This window comes from Streptomyces sp. NPDC050617 (assembly GCF_040654795.1).
Lineage (GTDB): Bacteria > Actinomycetota > Actinomycetes > Streptomycetales > Streptomycetaceae > Streptomyces.
Genome location: NZ_JBFAIS010000002.1, coordinates 109,688 through 129,175 on the forward strand (window position 1 = coordinate 109,688; position 19,488 = coordinate 129,175).

The window sequence follows — 19,488 nt, forward strand, 5'->3', positions numbered from 1 at the left end:
ATGACTGTGCACCCGCGTCCCGGTGGACCGACCGACGGCCGGCGCCCGACCCCCACCGGCACCCCGCCGCTCCTGGTGGAACTCGCCGCCCGCCAGGCCGCGCTGACCCCCGCCGCCACCGCCGTACTCGAAGGCCGCCGGTCCCTCGGCTACGCCGCGCTGGAGGCCCGCGCCAACCGGCTCGCGCACCGGCTGCGGGACCTGGGCGCGGGCCCCGGCACCCTCGTCGGCGTCCGGCTGCACCGCGGCATCGACCTGGTGGCGGCGCTGCTCGCGGTGTGGAAGGCGGGCGCCGGCTACGTACCGCTGGACCCGGCGCTGCCCCGCGAGCGGCTGCGGCTGATGCTGGACGACACGGCCGTGCCGCTGGTCGTCACGGCCGCCGCGCTCGACGCCCTGCCCGGCGCCGAGGCCCCCAGGGGCACGGACCCCGTGCCCGTACTCGTCGACGACGACCCGGCCCTCGGCGCCTGCCCCGACACCGACCCCGGCATACGGGCCGACCCGGACGGCGTCGCGTACGCCATCCACACCTCCGGCTCCACCGGCCGCCCCAAGTGCGTCCTCGTCACCCACCGCGGCATCGCCAACCGCGTGCTGTGGACCGTGCGCGCCCACGGGCTGTCCGCCGCGGACCGGGTGCTGCACAAGACCACCATCGGCTTCGACGCGGCCTGCTGGGAGGTGTTCGCGCCGCTGGTCAGCGGCGGCTCGGTGGCCCTGGCCCCGGTCGGGGCCGAGCTCGATCCGGCCGCCCTCGTACGGTCCGCCGCCGAGCTGCGCGCGACCGTGCTCCAGGTCGTGCCGTCCGTGCTGCGGCTCCTGGTCGCCGAACCCGGCTGGCGCGAACTCCCCCACCTGCGGCTGCTGTTCTGCGCCGGCGAAGCCCTGCACGCCGAACTCGCCCGCCGCGCCCTCGACGCGGCGGGCCGCGACTCCCTCGCCGTGTGGAACACCTACGGCCCCACCGAGTGCGCCATCGACGTCACCGCCCACCGCCACGACCCCGCGCAAACCGGCGGGCCCGTGCCGATCGGCCGCCCACTGCCCGGCCTGCGGGTGCTGCTCCTCGACGCGGCCGGCCGGCCCGTGCCGATCGGCGTCGACGGCGAACTGCACGCGGGCGGCGCGGGGGTGGCCCGCGGCTACCTCGGCCGCCCCGCCGCCACCGCCGAGCGCTTCGTGCCCGACCCGTACGGGCCGCCCGGCGCGCGCCTCTACCGCACCGGCGACCTCGCCCGCTGGCGCCCCGACGGCACGCTGGAGTACCGCGGCCGCATCGACGACCAGACCAAGGTCAACGGCGTGCGGGTCGAACCCGGCGAGATCGAGGCGGCGCTCGCCGCGCACCCCGAGGTGACCGGCGCCGCCGTCACCGCCGCCCCGGACCGGGCCGGGGCCGTCCGCCTGACCGGCTACGTCGTCACGCGGGACGGCCGAACGCCTGGGGGGCTGCGCGCGTTCCTCCGCGACCGGCTGCCCCCGGCCATGGTCCCGGCCGCGCTGATCGCCCTCGACGCGTTCCCGCTGACCCCCAACGGCAAGGTCGACCGGCGCGCGCTGCCCGCCCCCGCGGACGCCGGAGCCCGGCCCGCCCACGTCGCCCCGCGCACCCCCGCCGAGGCGGCCGTCGCCGACACCTGGCAGCGGCTCCTGGGCGCGGACCGCGTCGGCGCGCACGACGACTTCTTCCAGCTCGGCGGCGACTCCCTGATGCTGACCCGGCTCGCCGCCGGACTGCGCCGGGCGACCGGCTCCGACCTGCCGCTCGGGGCGCTGTTCACCGCCGCCACCGTCGAGGAGCAGGCCCGCCTGCTGACGGCGGCCGACCCCGCCGACACCGCCGCCGACCCCATCCGGCCCGTGCCGGACGGCGGCCCGCTGCCGCTCTCCTTCGGGCAGCAGCGGCTGCGGTTCCTGGACCGGCTCGACCCCGGCGGCCCCGAGTGGGTCTCCCCGCTGCTCCTCGCCCTCCCCGACGACACGACCCACGCGCTCGTACAGCGCTGCCTCGACGCGCTGGAGGCCCGGCACGCCGCGCTGCGCACCCGCTACCCGGCGGACGGCGCCCGGCAGACGATCGCCGCGCCCGGCCGCGTGGAGCTGGCGGAGGCCGCCGTCGCGCCGGACGGCCTGGGGGCCGCGACAGCCGCCCAGTTTGCCCGCGGCTTCGACCTGGAGAGCGGGCCGCTGTGGCGCGCCCTGCTGCTGCGCGTCACCGGCCGGACGCCCGTACTGGTCCTGACGCTCCATCACATTGCCTGCGACGGATGGTCGTCGGCGATCCTCAAACGCGAGTTCCACGAGCTGTACGCGGCGTTCGCCGAGGGCCGCGCGCCCCGCCTGGAGCGGCCCGCCGTCCGCTACGCCGACTTCGCCGCCTGGCAGCGCGCCCGCCTCACCGAACAGCGGCTCGCCCCCGACCTCGCGTTCTGGCGCGAGACGCTGGACGGCCACGTCACGCTGCCGCTGCCCACCGACCGGCCGCGCCCCGCCGAGCGCGACCACCGCGGCGCGGTCGTCCCCGTGCACGTGCCCGCGCCCCTCGCCGACGACCTCGACGCGCTCGGCAGGCGGCACGGCGCGACGCCCTTCCTGACCCTGCTCACGGGCTTCGCCGCGCTCCTCGCCCGCTACAGCGGCGAGTGGGACGTCACCGTCGGCACGCCCGTCGCCGGCCGCACCCGGCCCGAGACGGAGGGCGTCGTCGGGTTCTTCCTCAACTCCCTCCCGCTGCGGTGCGCGCTGCGCCCCGATATAACCTTCGAGGAGGCGCTGGGGCGCGTACGGGACGTGGGCACGGCCGCCTTCGCCCACCAGGACCTGCCCTTCGAGCGGCTCGTCGAGGCCGTGCAGGGCGACCGCGACCGCTCCCGCACCCCCGTCTACCAGGTCGCCTTCGACCTGCACGACGCGGCGCTGACCACCGGCGGCGCCGATCTCGACGGGCTGGACACCTTCCGCGAGGCGTGGCGGATCGCCAAGACGGACCTCACGCTCTTCCTGGGCCGGGGGCGCGGCGGCGCGCTGGAGGGCGTATTGGAGTACGCCGTCTCGCTCTTCGACGACACCACCGTCCAGCGCCTCGCGGACCACCTCGTGCGGCTGTTGGCGGCCGTCGCCGAACAGCCCGCGACCCGGCTCCGGGACATCCGACTCCTCTCCCCCAGTGAACTCCGCCGCCAGACAGCCGAGTTGAACTCGGCACCCGCCGAGGACGCCCCCGACAGCGTCCTGGAGATGTTCGAGGCGCAGGCCGCGAAGACGCCCGACGCGAGCGCCCTGCGCCACGCCGGCGGGACCACGACGTTCGCCGCGCTCGACGAGCGCGCCAACCGGCTCGCCCACCACCTGCGCGCCTCGGGCGTCGGCCCCGAATCGCCCGTCGCGGTCCTCCTCGACCGGGGCCCCGGCCTCCCCGCCGCGTTCCTCGCCGTCTGGAAGGCGGGCGGCGGATACGTACCGCTGGACCCGGCGCAGCCCGTGCCCCGGCTCGCGGCCGTCCTCGCCGAGTCCGGGGCCCGGACCCTGGTGACCACCGCCGCGCACGCCGAGCGGCTGGGCACGGCGTTCGACGGCGCGACCATCGCCCTGGACCGGGACCGGGCCGCGATCGACGCCCGGCCGGGCACCGGCGCCGGGCACCGCCCCGACGCCCGCTCCACCGCCTACACCGTCTTCACGTCCGGCTCCACCGGCCGCCCCAAAGGCGTGCGCGTCGAACACCGGGGCCTCGCCCACCACGTGGCCTGGGCCGCCCGCGCACTCGCCGGGGCGGGGTCCGGGGCTGGGGCCGGGGCAGGAACCGGGGACGGCGGCGCGCCGCTGTTCTCCTCCACCGCCTTCGACCTCGTCGTGCCCAACCTCTACGCGCCGCTCGCCGCCGGACAGCCCGTCCATCTGCTGCCCGCCGGCCTCGACCTGGCCCGGCTCGGCGCGGAACTCGCGGCCGGCGGTCCGTACAGCTTCGTCAAACTCACCCCCGGCCACCTGGAGATCCTCGCCGAGCAGCTGACCGACGCCGAGAAGCGCGCGCTGGCCGCCACCGTCCTCGTCGCGGGCGAGGCGCTGCCCGGCCCGGCCGCGAACCGCTGGCTCGCGGCGCTGGGCCCCGGCCGGCTGATCAACGAGTACGGGCCCACCGAGTGCACCGTCGGCACCTGCGTGCACCCGGTCGACGCCCCCGTGGACCGGGCCGTCGTGCCCATCGGCCGCCCGCTGCCGGGCATGGCCATGTACGTCCTGGACGAGGAGCTGCGGCCGCAGCCGACCGGCGTGCCCGGCGAGCTGTACGTCGGCGGCACGGGCGTCGCACGCGGCTACGCCGGGCAGCCGGCGGCGACGGCCCGGCAGTTCGTGCCCGACCCGTACGGGCCGCCCGGCGCCCGCCTCTACCGCACCGGCGACCTGGTGCGGCTGCTGCCCGACGGGGCCGTCGACTTCCTCGGCCGCCTCGACCACCAGGTGAAGATCCGCGGCCACCGCATCGAACCCGACGAGATCGCCACGGCGCTGTGCGCCCACCCCGACGTGCGCGAGGCCGCCGTCGTCGCCCTCGACGGCGACGGGCCGGGCGGCGCGCGACTGGCCGCGTACGTCGTCCCCACGGACCGTACGGGCGACGGCGCGCGGCCCGACGCCGGGGCGCTGGCCGGACACTGCGCCGCGCTGCTGCCCGACTACATGGTCCCGGCCGTCTTCCACACCCTCGACGCCCTGCCGCTCACCGCCAACGGCAAGCTCGACCGCGCGGCGCTCCCCCGCCCCGAGACCGCCGCCGACGCCCCGCCGGGCGCCGGGCGGCCCCTCGACGTCGTGGAGGAGCGGATCTCCGAGATCTGGGCCGAACTGCTGGGCGCCGCGCCCGGCGTGGACGACGACTTCTTCCGCACCGGCGGCAACTCCATCCTCGCCATCCGGCTGATCTCCCGCGTCCAGGGCGCGTTCGACGTCGGCCTGCCGCTGCGCGCCATCTTCGAGTCCCCCACCGTCGCCCGGCTCGCCGCCGCCGTCACCGCGCTCGTCCAGGCCGAGATCGACGCCATGTCCGACGCCGAGGTCCTCGCGGACCCGGCCCTGCCGACGCTGAAGGAGCACGACGCATGACCACCGGCGAAGCCGAGCACACCACCGTGGCCGACGACCGGCTCCGCGCGGAGCTGCTGCGCCGGCGGCTCGCGGGCCGCGGCGCCGGACGGCGCGCGGCCATCCCCCGCGCCGACCGCTCCGCGCCCCTGCCGCTCTCCGCCGGCCAGCAGCAGATGTGGTTCCTCAGCCGCCTCGACCCGGACAGCGGCGAGTACCTGGTGCCGCAGGCCCTGCGGCTGCGCGGGCCCCTCGACGCGGACGCGCTGCGCGGCGCGGCGACGGCGCTGGTGGCCCGCCACGAGATCCTGCGCACCCGGTACGCCTTCGAGGGCCCCGAGCCCGAGCAGCGCGTGGACGCCCCCGGCCCGGCCCCCTTCACCACCGACGACCTCGGCCGCCTCCCGGCCGGCGAACGCCTGGAGCGGGCCCGGAGCCTGCTGGCCCGCGACGCCGCCGAACCCTTCGACCTCGCCGAGGGGTGGCCGCTGCGGATGCGGCTCCTGCGGCTCGCCGACGACGACCACATCCTGATCACCGTCTTCCACCACATCGCCTGCGACGCCTGGTCCACGCAGGTCTTCGCCGCCGAACTCAGCGCCCTCTACCGCGCCGCGACGACCGGCGGGATGTCCGGCGGGGTGTCCGCCGAGGCGGCCGGGCTGCCGCCGCTCGACGTGCAGTACGCCGACTACGCCGCCTGGCAGCGCGAGCAGCTGTCCGGCCCCGCCCTCGACCGGCACCTGGCCCACTGGCGGCAGCGGCTGGCCGGGCTCCGGCCGCTGGAACTGCCCACCGACCGGCCGCGCCCCGCCGTCCGCGACTGGCGGGGCGCGTCGGCGGAGGTCCCGATCCCGGCGGAGACGGCCGCCGCCGTACGGGCGCTGGCCGCGGCCCACGACACCACGGCGTTCACGGTGCTGCTCGCCGCGTACCAGGCGCTGCTCGCCCGCTACACCGGATCGACCGACATCGCCGTGGGCACCGTGGTCTCCGGCCGCGCCCGGCCCGAACTCCAGCACCTCATCGGCTACGGCATCAACAGCCTCGTCCTGCGGGCCGAATGGGACGGCGACCTCCGCTTCGAGCACCTCCTCGGCCTGGCCCGGACCACGGTCCTGGACGCCTTCGACCACCAGGAGACGCCGTTCGGCCGGCTCGTCGACGAGCTCCAGCCCGAACGCGACCTGTCGCGCACCCCGCTGTTCCAGACGGCGTTCACCCTCCACGAGCCCCGCACCGCAGCCTTCGACCTCCCCGGCGTGCGCGTCGCGCCCTTCGGGACGGACAGCGGGATCGCCCGCTTCGACCTGCACCTCCAGGTGCTGGAGGAGGGGGACGGAGCTCTGCGGGGCCGGTTCGAGTACGCCACGGCCCTCTTCGACCAGGGCACCGTCGAGCGGATGGCCCGCCACTTCACCGCGCTCCTCACGGCCGTCACCGCCGACCCGCGCACCCGGCTCTCGGCCGTGCCCCTCTACGACCCCGCCGAACTCCTCCCGGCCGCCGACGGGCCGCGCGCCCCGGCGGCCGACGACGACCCGCGCCTGGTCCACGAGGCGTTCGAGGAGCGGGCCGCCGCCGCCCCGGACGCCGTCGCCGTCACCTTCGACGGCCGGGACCTGACGTACGGGCAGCTCAACGCGGAAGCCAACCGCGTCGCCCACCGGCTCCGCGAACTGGGCGCCGGACCGGAGCAGTTGGTCGGCGTCTGCCTGGACCGCGGCCGCCACCTGCTGCCCGCCCTGCTGGGCGTCCTCAAGTCGGGGGCCGCCTATCTGCCGCTCGACCCCGCCAACCCCGCCGACCGCCTCGCCTACATCGTCCGCGACGCCGCCGCGACCGTCGTCCTCACCGAGGAGCGGCACGCCCCGCTGGCCGAGGAGATCCACCGGGGCCCGGCCGTCGTCCTCGACCGCGCCGACAGCGGGCTCGACCGGCAGCCCACGACCGACCCGGCCGTGGGCGGCGTCCCCGACCGGCTCGTCTACGTCATCTACACCTCCGGCTCCACCGGCCGCCCCAAGGGCGTCTGCCTGACCCACCGCAATGTGCTGCGGCTGCTGACCACCGCCCAGCGGCACTACGGCTTCGGCCCGCGCGACGTGTGGCCGCTGTTCCACTCGTACGCCTTCGACGTCTCCGTCTGGGAGATGTGGGGGGCGCTGCTGGCCGGCGGCCGGCTCGTCGTCGTACCGGCCGACACCGCCCGCTCCCCCGAGGACTTCCTCGCCCTCCTCGACGAGCAGCGCGTCACCGTGCTCAACCAGACGCCCTCCGCGTTCCGCGCGCTCGTCGCCGCCGCGGCCGACGACGACCCGCGCGTCGACCGGCTCGCGCTGCGCGCCGTCGTCTTCGCCGGCGAGAAGCTCACCCCCGCCGACCTGCGGCCCTGGGTGGAGCGGCGCGGGCTGGAGAACCCCGCGCTCGTCAACATGTACGGCATCACCGAGACCACCGTGCACACCACCTACCGCCAGCTCACCGCGGCCGACCTCGCCCCCGACGCGGGCAACCCCATCGGCCACCCGCTGGACGACCTGCGCGTCCACCTCCTCGACCGGTGGGGGCGGCCCGTGCCGATCGGCGCGACCGGCGAGATCCACGTCGCCGGCCCCGGCGTCGCCCGCGGCTACCTCGGCCGCCCCGCCCTGACCGCCGAGCGCTTCGTGCCCGACCCGTACGGGCCGCCCGGCAGCCGCCTCTACCGCAGCGGCGACCTCGCCCGGCGGCTCCCGGACGGCGCGCTCGAATTCCTCGGCCGCATCGACGCCCAGGTGAAGATCCGCGGCTACCGCGTCGAACTCGGCGAGATAGCAGTCGAGTTGACCTCGCACGCGGCGGTACGCGACGCCGTGGTACTGCTCCGCGAGGACACCCCCGGCAGCCCCGAACTCGTCGCCTACCTGATCCCCGAGGCAGGCGACGCGCCCACCCCGGCCGAGCTGCGCGAAGCCCTCGGCCGCACCCTGCCCCCGTACATGGTTCCGGCCGCGTACGTCACCCTCGACGCCCTGCCGCTCACCACCAACGGCAAACTCGACCAGCGCGCCCTCCCCGCCCCCGATGGACGCGCCCGCCGGGCCGCCGACGCCTACACCGCGCCCCGCACCCCCACCGAGGAGCGGCTCGCCGCCGTCTGGGCGACCGCACTCGACCTGCCGCGCGTCGGCGTGGACGACGGCTTCTTCGAGCTCGGCGGCGACTCCATCCGCGCCGTGGCGCTCGTCGGCGCGCTCCGCGCGGCGGGCTACGACCTCGCCGTGCGCGACCTCTTCGAGCACCAGAGCGTGGCCCGCCTCGCCCAGCTGCTCACCGGCCGCCCCGCCCCCGCGGAACTGCCCGCGCCCGTCGGCCCGTACGAGCTGATCGGCGCGGCGGACCGGGCGCTGCTGCCGCCCGGAACCACCGACGCCTACCCGCTGTCGCAGGTGCAGACCGGCATGGTGCTGGAGATGCTCGCCGACGGCGGCCGCAACAACTACCACAACGTCACCACCTTCCGAATCCGCGACGGCCGCCCCTTCGACCCCGAACTCCTGGCCCGCGCGGCCGAGACCGTCACCGCCCGCCACGAGGCCCTGCGCACCTCCATCGACCTCGACGCCTACTCCGTGCCGATGCAGCTGGTCCACGCGCGGGCCGCGATGCCCCTGGGCTCCCGATCGCTGCGCGGCCTCGACGCGACCGCGGTGGAGGCGGAGCTGCGCGCGTACACGGCCCGCGAACGCGCCGAACTGTTCGACCTCTCGACGCCCTCCCTGATGCGCCTCTTCGCCCACGACACGGGCGACGGCGGCTGGTGGCTGTCGGTCACCGAGTGCCACCCGGTACTGGAGGGCTGGAGCCACCACTCCCTGCTCATGGAGCTGCTGGAGGTATACGGGCGGCTCAGGGACGGCGGCGCGGAAGCGGAGCCGGAACCGGAGCCGGAGTCGGCGGAGGCCCCCGGCGTGCGGTTCGCCGACTTCATCGCCGCCGAGGCCCGCGCCCTGACCGACGACGGCGACCGGCGGTACTGGCAGGGGCTCATCGAGGCGTACGAGCCCTTCGCCCTCCCCACCGGCTGGGGCGACGGCTCGGCCCCCGGCGCACCGCACGCCACCCACCAGGCCGAAGTCCCCGTCCAGGACCTCATGGGCCCGCTGCGCGCCCTGGCCACGCGGTCCAGGGCGTCGCTGAAGAGCGTCATGCTGGCCGCGCACCTCAAGGTCATGAGCCAGCTCACCCACGAGCCCCGGTTCCTCACCGGCCTCGTCACCGACTCCCGCCCCGAACTGCCGGGCGCGGACCGGGTGTACGGCATGTACCTCAACACCGTGCCGTTCGCGTACGACCGCACGGCCGCCACCTGGCGCGACCTGGTCGGGCAGGTCTTCGCCCGCGAGGCGCAGATGTGGCCGCACCGCCGCTACCCGCTCCCGGCGATCCAGCGACTGGCGGACGGGCGGCAGTTGCTGGACGTCTACTTCAACTACCAGGACTTCCGGCAGGTCGACACCGACCTGGTCGACTACCTGGCGAGCATCGACGACAGCCCCACTGAGTTCCCGCTGACCGTCTCCAGCCGCGCGGGCCACGTCATCCTCACCGCGAGCAGCCGCGCCCTGTCGCAGCGGAACACGGACCGCATCGCGGCGATGTACCGCCTGACCCTGGAGGCCATGGCCGCCGACCCGGACGGCGACGCCCGCGCCGTACGCCTCCCCGAAGACGAACGCGCGCGGACTCTGGAGGACGGGAACGACACGGCCACGGCGGAGGCGGCGGCCTGCCTCCCGGAGGCATTCGCGGCGCAGGCCGCCGCCCGGCCGGAGGCCGTCGCGGTGACCGGCGGCGACGGCACCGGGCTGACCTACGGCGAACTGGATGCGCGCTCCACCCGGCTCGCCCTGCACCTGCGGGGCTCGGGTGTGGAGCGCGGCGATGTCGTCGGGGTGCTCATGGACCGCTCACCGGCGCTGCTCACCACACTGCTCGCGGTGCAGAAGGCGGGCGCGGCCTATCTGCCGCTGGACCCCGCGCACCCCGGCGAACGGTCGGGCCGAACCCTCGCCGACGCGGGCGTACGGACCCTCGTCACCTCCACGGCCGCGCAGGCGGAGACGGTGGCCGGTGCGTACGGCGGGCCGTCGGTCGTGCTGGACCGGGACGCGGCGGCCGTCGCCGAGCAGCCGGCCACCGCGAACTGGCCCGCCACGGACCCGAACGCGCTCGCCTACGTCCTCTACACCTCCGGCTCCACGGGCCGCCCCAAGGGCGTCCGCATCCCGCACGGCGCACTCGGCAACCTCCTCGCCGGAATCCGCCGCACGCTCGGAGACTCCGAGGCGGGCGCGGAGACCTGGCTCGCGTCCACGTCGGTCTCCTTCGACATCTCCGGCCTGGAGCTCTACCTCCCGCTGGCCGGCGGGCACCGCGTGGTCCTCGCCGACGACGGCCAGGCCAAGAACCCGCAGTCGCTGCTCGGCCTGATCGCCGGGCAGGGCGTGACGCACATACAGGCCACCCCGTCCGGCTGGAAGCTCCTGCTGGAGTCCGGCTTCGACGCGCCCTCCGCCACCGCTCTGGCCGGCGGCGAGGCACTGCCGCTGGAGCTGGCACGCGAACTGCGGGGACGCGTGGCGCGGCTGGTCAATGTCTACGGGCCCACGGAGACCACCATCTGGTCGGCCGCCTGGGACGTACCCGCCACCCCCGAGGCCATCTCCATCGGCACACCCATCGACAACACGCAACTCCACATACTCGACCCGCACTTGGACCTCGTGCCTACGGGCGTGATCGGCGAACTGTGCATCGCCGGGGACGGGCTGGCGCACGGCTACCACCGCCGACCCGACCTCACCGCCCGGAGCTTCGGCCCGAACCCATACGGGCCTGCGGGCTCACGCCTCTACCGCACCGGCGACCTCGCACGACGGCTCGACGACGGGACCATCGAATTCCTCGGCCGCACCGACACCCAGATCAAGATCCGCGGCTACCGCATCGAACCCGGCGAGATCGAGACCGCACTGACCGCCCACGAGTCGGTCCGGGACGCGCTCGTCACCCTCCACGGAGACGCCGAACTCGTCGCCTACCTGATCCCGGAGGCGGACCGCTCCCCCACCCCCGCCGACCTGCGCGAAGCCCTCGCCCACACCCTGCCCGCCTACATGGTTCCGGCCGCCTACGTCACTCTCGACGCCTGGCCCCTCAACGCCGCCGGAAAACTCGACCGCCGCGCCCTCCCCGCCCCCGGCGGAGACAGCAGGCAGGCCGCCGACACCTACACCGCGCCCCGCACGGAGACCGAAACCCGCATCGCCGACGCCTGGGCCACAGCCCTCGGGGTGGACCGGGTCGGCGTCCACGACAGCTTCTTCGACCTGGGCGGCGACTCCATCCGCGCCATCGTCCTCGTGTCGGCGGTGCGCAACGCCGGTTACCGGCTCGCCGTGCAGGACGTCTTCGAGCACCGCACCGTCGCCGAACTGGCGCTGCACCTCGGCGACAGCACCGAGGAAGTGGAGGAGACGGCGTCCACCGAGCCGTTCGCCCTGATCTCCGCCGAGGACCGCGCCGCGCTCCCCGACCACATCACCGACGCCTACCCCGTCTCCCAGGTCCAGCTCGGCATGCTCATCGAAATGGACCTCGACCCCGACCGGGTCACGTACCACAACGTCGACGCCTTCCGCATCCGCGACCGCCGGCCACTGGACCCGGCAGCGCTCCAGAAGGCCACCGACACCCTCACCGCCCGCCACGAGATCCTCCGCACCGGCTTCGACCTCACCGGCTACTCCCAGCCCCTCCAACTCGTCCACACCACCGCCCCCAACCCCCTCACCACCACCGACCTCACCCACCTCGACGAAGCAGCGCGGAACGCGGCCATCGAGGCGTGCATCGCCGAACAGCGCACCACGCCCTTCGACATGTCCCGGCCGCCGCTGGTGCGCTTCATCGCGCAGGCGCTCGGCGACAGCGAATGGCACCTGGTCTTCACCCACTCCCACCCGATCCTCGAAGGGTGGAGCCACCACTCCCTGCTCACCGAGCTGCTGGAAACCTACGAGCAGGTGCGGGACACCGGGGCCCCGGCGGCGGCGGAGGCGCCGCCCAGCCGCTACGCCGACTTCATCGCGGGCGAGCTGGCCTCCCTCGCCGACGAGGACGACCGCGCGTACTGGAGCGGCGTCGTCGGCACGTACGCGCCCTTCGCCCTGCCCGCCGGCTGGGGCGGCGGAGCGGACGGCGCCCCCGCCTCGTACCGGACGTCCGTCCCGGTGCTCGACCTCGAAGCGCGGCTGCGCGCACTCGCCGGGGAGACCCGCACGTCGATGAAGAGCGTGCTGCTGGCGGCGCATCTGAAGGTGCTGAGCCAGCTCACGCACGAGACCCGGTTCCTCACCGGCCTCGTCACGGACTCCCGGCCCGAACTGCCGGGCGCGGACCGGGTGTACGGCATGCACCTCAACACCGTGCCGTTCGCGCACGACCGCACGGCCGCCACCTGGCGCGAGCTGATCGCCCAGGTCTTCGCCCGCGAGGGCGAGCTGTGGCCGCACCGCCGCTACCCGCTGCCCGCCATCCAGCGGCTCTCGGGCGAACAGCAGCTGCTGGACGTCTACTTCAACTACCAGGACTTCCGGAAGGTGGACACGGACTGGGTCGACTCGCTCGGCAATCTGGACGACCTGGACGACAGCGCCACCGAGTTCCCGCTGACGGTCTCCACGCGGGGCGGGCATCTCGTGCTCGCCGCGGACGGCCGCTCGCTGTCCCGCGCGCAGACGGACCGGATCGCGGCGATGTACCGCCTGGTCCTGGAGGCCATGGCCGCCGACCCGGACGGCGACGCCCGCGCCGTACGCCTCCCCGAGGACGAACGCACGCGGACTCTGGAGAACGGGAACGACACAGCCACGGCGGATACGGCGGCCTGCCTGCCGGAGGCGTTCGCGGCGCAGGCCGCCGCCCGGCCGGAGGCCGTCGCGGTGACCGGCGGCGACGGCGCCGAACTGACCTACGGCGCACTCGACCTGGGGTCCGACCGGCTCGCCGCGCACCTGCGCGAGCTGGGCGTACGGGCCGGGGACGTCGTCGGCGTGCTGCTGGACCGGTCGCCCGGCCTGCTCACCGCGCTCCTCGCGGTGCAGAAGGCGGGCGCGGCCTATCTGCCGCTGGACCCCGCGCACCCCGCCGACCGGCTGCGGTACCTCGTCGAAGACGCCTGCCCCAAGGCGTTCGTGTCCCAGAGCACCCATGCCGCGACGGTGCAGGCCATCCATCCCGCCGGCCCCTCGGTGCTGCTGGACCGGGACGCCGCCGCCATCGCCGAGCATCCCGCCGCCGGGGCCCGGCCCGCGACGGACCCGGACTCCGTCGCGTACGTCCTCTACACCTCCGGCTCCACCGGCCGCCCCAAGGGCGTCCGCATCCCGCACCACGCCCTCGGCAACCTCCTCGCCGGAATCCGCCGCACGCTCGGAGACTCCGAAGCGGGCACGGAGACCTGGCTCGCATCGACCTCCGTCTCCTTCGACATCTCCGGCCTGGAGCTCCACCTCCCGCTGGCCGGCGGACACCGCGTTGTCCTCGCCGACGACGACCAGGCCAAGAACGCCGAGGCCCTCACCGCGCTCGTGGCACGGCACGGCATCACGCACGTACAGGCCACCCCGTCCGGCTGGAAGCTCCTGCTGGAGTCCGGCTTCGACGCGCCCTCCGCCACCGCTCTGGCCGGCGGCGAGGCACTGCCGCTGGAGCTGGCGCGCGAGCTGCGGGGACGCGTGGCGCGGCTGGTCAATGTCTACGGGCCCACGGAGACCACCATCTGGTCGGCTGCCTGGGACGTACCCGCCGAACCCGAGGCCATCTCCATCGGCACACCCATCGACAACACTCAACTCCACATCCTCGACCCGCACTTGGCCTTCGTGCCTACGGGCGTGATCGGCGAACTGTGCATCGCGGGCGACGGTCTGGCGCACGGCTACCACCGCCGCCCCGACCTCACCGCCCAGGCGTTCACCCCCGACCCGCACGGGCCCGCGGGATCACGCCTCTACCGCACCGGCGACCTCGCGCGGCGGCTCGACGACGGCTCCATCGAGTTCCTCGGCCGCACCGACACCCAGATCAAGATCCGCGGCTACCGCATCGAACCCGGCGAAATCGAGACCGCGCTGACCGCCCACGAGTCCGTGCGGGACGCACTCGTCACCCTCCACCGAGACGCCGAACTCGTCGCCTACCTGATCCCGGAAGCGGGCAGCACGCCCACCCCCGCCGACCTGCGCGAAACCCTCGCCCGCACCCTGCCCCCATACATGGTCCCGGCCGCGTACATCACCCTCACCGCCTGGCCCCTGAACACCGCCGGGAAGCTCGACCGCCGTGCCCTCCCCGCTCCCGACGACGGAAGCAGGCAGGCCGCCGATGCCTACACCGCGCCGCGCACGGAGACCGAAACCCGCATCGCCGACGCCTGGGCCGCCGCCCTCGGGATGGACCGGGTCGGCGTCCATGACGGGTTCTTCGACCTCGGGGGCGACTCCATCCGCGCCATCTCCGTGACGGGGGCGCTCAAGGCCGCGGGGTACGACCTCTCGGTCCGCACGATCTTCACGCATCCGACCGTCGCCGAACTGGCGGAATTCCTGACCGAACGGGAGAACACGGTGTCGCCCTCCGAGGCCGGACCGGAAACCACACCCGACGCGTCCGCGGCGGCGCTCGCCGACGCGCTGCGCGCCGCCGGGTTCGACATCGCCGCGGGCGACGTGCGGGAGAAGACGTCGGTGGCCGACCTGCTGGCGCTGATGTCCGACAAGACCCGGGCCGCGACCGGCGCCCACGCCGAAGCCGAGCCGCCGAAGCCCGAAGTGCCCACGCCGGTCGGGCCGTTCGAGCTGATCTCCGCCGAGGACCGGGCCCTGCTCCCGGACGGCGTCACCGACGCCTACCCCCTCTCGCAGGTGCAGGTGGGCATGGTCGTCGAGGCGCTGCTCGACGACGGCGGGGACGACTACCACCGGGTGACGACGTTCCGCGTCCGCGCCGGGCGCCCGTTCTCGGCCGCCGCGCTCCGGGAGGCCGTGCGGTACGTACTCGCCCGCCACGAGGCGCTGCGCACGTCGGTCGATCTCACGGCGTACTCCGTGCCCCTCCAGCTCGTGCACGAGGACGTCTCGGCCCCCGTGCCGGTGGTCGATCTGCGCGGCCTGGCCGAGGCGGAGCTGCGGGCGGCGCTCGACGGGTTCGCGGCGCGCGAGGAGGCGTCGCCGTTCGATCTCCAGCGGGCGCCGCTGCTGCGGGTGGCCGCGTTCGTCGAGAGCGAAGAAGCCTGGCATCTCGGCCTCACCCACAGCCACATCGTGCTGGAGGGCTGGAGCCACCACTCCCTGCTCGCCGAGCTGACCTCCGTCTACGGGCGGCTCGTGAACGGGGAGTCGCCGGAAGCCGATCGGCCGGGCGACGGTCAGCCGAGCACCAGTCAGCCGGGCGCCGGGTCCGGGGCCGGGTCCGGGTCCGTGCGCTTCGCCGACTTCATCGCGGGTGAGCTGGAGTCGCTGGGCGACGAGGACGACGCCGCGTACTGGCGCGCCGTCGTGGCCGGCCATCCGACGTTCGCCGTCCCCGCCGGCTGGGGCGACGGCGGCGCGGAGCCCGGCGCGCGGCACCGCGTCCCCGTCGCGTACGGCGACCTCGAACCCCGGCTGCGGGCCCTGTCCGCCGCCGCCCGCGTATCGATGAAGAGCGTCCTGCTCGCAGCGCACCTGAAGGTGCTGAGCCAGCTGACGCCGGACGGCGCGTTCGCCGCCGGTGTCGTGATCGACGCGCGCCCCGAACTGCTCGGCGCGGACCGGGTGTACGGCATGCACCTCAACACCGTGCCGTTCGCGCACGACCGCACGGCCGCGACCTGGCGGGACCTCGTGGCCCAGGTCTTCGGCCGCGAGGCCGCGCTGTGGCCGCACCGCCGCTACCCGCTGCCCGCCATCCAGCGGCTGGCGGGCGGGCAGCCCGTCGTCGACACCCTGTTCACGTACCAGAACTTCCACCAGGTCGATACGGACGTCATCGACGTGGGGGCGGGGCTCGGGCACGCCGTGTCGCAGTTCCCGCTCGCCGTCTCGACGGTGGCCGGGCACCTCGTCCTGACCGCCGACGCGACCGCCCTGAGCCGGGAGAACACGGACCGGATCGCGGCGATGTACCGGCTGGTCCTGGAAGCGATGGCCGCCGACCCGGACGGCGACGCGCGTGCCGTGCTGCTGCCGGCCGAGGAGGAGGCGCTGGTCGTCTCGGGCGGGAACGACACGGCGACGCGGACGCCGCCGGTCTGCTTCCCGGAGGCGTTCGCCGCGAACGTCGCCGCGCACCCGGACGCCGTGGCGGTGACCGGCGACGGCGGCGCGGGCCGTACGAGCGGCGCCGCGCTGACCTACGCGGAGCTCGACGCGCGGTCCACGCGGATCGCCCACCACCTGCGGGCCTCGGGCGTACGCGCCGGGGACGTCGTCGGCGTGCTGCTGGAGCGCACCCCGGATCTCCTGGCGGCGCTCATCGCGGTGCAGAAGGCGGGCGCGGCCTATCTGCCGCTGGACCCCGCGCACCCCGCGCCGCGCCTCGGCCGGACCCTCGCCGACGCGGGCGTACGGACCCTCGTCACCTCGTCGGCCGCGCGTCCCGAAGGGATCGCCGGGGCCTACGGCGGGCCCTCCGTGCTGCTGGACCGGGACGCCGCCGCCATCGACGGGCGCCCCGCCACCGGGACCTGGCCCGCCACGGACCCGGACTCCGTCGCGTACGTCCTCTACACCTCCGGCTCCACCGGCCGCCCCAAGGGCGTCCGCATCCCGCACCACGCCCTCGGCAACCTCCTCGCCGGCATGCGCCGCACGCTCGGGCACTCCGCGGCGGGCGACGAGACGTGGCTCGCGGCCACCTCCGTCTCCTTCGACATCTCCGGCCTGGAGCTCTATCTCCCGCTCGCCGGAGGGCATCGCGTGGTGCTCGCGGGCGACGCCGGGGCCAAGGACTCCGAGGCTCTGGCGGCGCTCGTCATGCGGCACGGCGTCAGCCATGTCCAGGCGACGCCCTCGGGGTGGAAGCTGCTGCTCAGCACGGGTTTCCGGCCCTCGGGCCGGACGGTCCTGGTGGGCGGCGAGGCGCTGCCCCCGGAGCTGGCGCGCGAGCTGCGCGCCGCCGCCGGGCGGGTCGTGAACGTGTACGGGCCGACGGAGACCACCATCTGGTCGGCTGCCTGGGACGTGCCGGCCGAGCCCGCCGCCGTCTCCATCGGCGGGCCCATCGACAACACCCAGCTCCACATCCTCGACCCGCACCTGGACCTCGTGCCCCTCGGCGTGATCGGCGAACTGTGCATCGCGGGCGCCGGGTTGGCGCACGGCTACCACCGCCGTCCCGACCTCACCGCCCGGAGCTTCGCCCCGAACCCGTACGGGCCCGCGGGCTCCCGGCTCTACCGCACCGGCGACCTCGCGCGACGGCTCGCGGACGGCTCGATCGAATTCCTCGGCCGCACCGACGCGCAGGTCAAGATCCGGGGCTACCGCATCGAGCTGGGCGAGATCGAGTCGGCGCTGCTGGGCGCGGCGGGGGTCCGGGACGCCGCCGTCGTCCCGCGCGTCGAGGAGAACGGCGACGCGTGGCTCGCCGCGTACGTCATCCCGGTTGAGGGGGCCGAGGTGCGGGCCGCCGAGCTCCGCGACGAGCTGCGCGGCACGCTCCCGGACTACATGGTTCCGGGCGTGTACGTCACGCTCGACGCCTGGCCCCTGAACACCGCGGGGAAGCTCGACCGCGCCGCGCTGCCCGCGCCCCGCCCGGCGGCGGACGATCTGTACACGGCCCCGCGCACGGAGGCCGAGGCCCGCATCGCGGACGCCTGGGCCACCGCGCTCGGCGTGCAGCGGGTCGGCGTCCACGACAGCTTCTTCGACCTGGGCGGCGACTCCATCCGCGCCATCGTCCTCGTCTCGACGATCCGGGACGCGGGCTTCCAGGTCGCGGTGCAGGACGTCTTCGAGCACCGTACGGTCGCCGAACTGGCCGCCCATGTGGGGGCCCAGGCCGCGCCGGTCGCCGCCGAGTCCTTCACCGAGCCGTTCGCCCTGATCTCCGCCGAGGACCGGGCCGGGCTGCCCGGCCACGTCACCGACGCCTATCCCGTCTCCCAGGTCCAGCTCGGCATGCTCATCGAAATGGACCTCGACCCCGACCGGGCCATTTACCACAACGTCGACGCCTTCCGCGTCCGCGACCGCCGGCCGCTGGACCCGGCGGCACTCCAGAAGGCCGCCGACGCCCTCACCGCCCGCCACGAGATCCTCCGCACCGGCTTCGACCTCACCGGCTGCTCCCAGCCCCTCCAGCTCGTCCACGCCACCGCTCCCAGCCCCGTCACCACCACCGACCTCACCCATCTCGACGGGGAGGCGTTCACGGCCGCGCTGCGCGAGGTGAACGCGGCGGAGAGCGGCGCGCCCTTCGACCGGTCCCGGCCGCCGCTGTTCCGGGCCCGGGCCGTCGTGGAGAGCGACGCCGCCTGGTGGCTGGTGCTCACGCACGCGCACCCGATCCTGGAGGGCTGGAGCTACCACTCCCTAATGACGGAACTCCTCGCCCTGTACCGGGAGTTGACCGACTGCGGAGACCTCCGCGAGGAGGCCCACGAGCCCGCCGCCCGCTACGCGGACTTCATCGCGGGCGAGCTGGCCTCCCTCGCCGACGAGGACGACCGCGCGCACTGGCGCGGCGTCGTCGACGCGTACGCGCCCTTCGCCCTGCCCGCCGGCTGGGGCAGCGCCGACGCGCGGGCCGCCGACGGTGCGTACGAACCCGTCCAGGTGCACGTACCGCTGCACGACCTGGCCGACGGGCTCCGCGCCCTGGCGGCCGGCGCCGGGGCCTCCCTCAAGAGCGTCGTGCTCGCCGCGCATCTCAAAGTGCTGTCCCAACTCACCGACGAGGAGCGGTTCTTCACCGGCCTGGCCTTCGACACCCGGCCCGAGATCCGGGGCGCGGAGCGGGTGGCGGGGATGCATCTCAACACGGTGCCGTTCGCGTACGACCGTACGGCCGCCACCTGGCGCGGCCTCGTCGCCCAGGTCTTCGACCGCGAGGCCGGGCTGTGGCCGCACCGCCGCTACCCGCTGCCCGCCATCCAGCGGGAGGCCGACGGGCGGCGGCTCATCGACGTGATCTTCAACTATCTGGACTTCCACCAGGTGGACACCGAGCGGGTCGACGAGGGCGCGAGCTTCGGCGCGGGGGCCACCGAGTTCCCGCTCGCCGTGATCTCCCGCGACGGCTACCTCGGGCTGCGCACCGACACCCGCCACCTCAGCCGGGCCGACGCCGGGCGGATCGCGGAGATGTACC

The 19,488-nt window shown here is 75.2% G+C and carries 2 protein-coding genes (1 of these 2 running past the window's edge); both read left to right on the top strand.

Going from position 1 to position 19,488, the window contains the following annotated elements:
- Positions 1–5,106 (top strand): amino acid adenylation domain-containing protein, encoded by a 5,106-nt coding sequence (locus tag AB0I49_RS03165; RefSeq protein ID WP_363225072.1) that lies wholly within the window; start codon positions 1–3, stop codon positions 5,104–5,106.
- Positions 5,103–19,488 carry the 5' portion of a non-ribosomal peptide synthase/polyketide synthase gene (locus AB0I49_RS03170; protein WP_363225073.1) on the top strand. Its footprint extends 9,647 nt past the window's final position, so 14,386 of the gene's 24,033 nt are visible here — the first part of the coding sequence; it begins with the start codon at positions 5,103–5,105; the stop codon falls past the right edge of the window. The genes AB0I49_RS03165 and AB0I49_RS03170 overlap by 4 nt, the downstream gene beginning before the upstream one ends.

Bases quoted from the DNA above. Each gene is read 5' to 3' on its own strand.
- AB0I49_RS03165 (WP_363225072.1), top strand. From the start codon at position 1: ATGACTGTGCACCCGCGTCCCGGTGGACCGACCGACGGCCGGCGCCCG.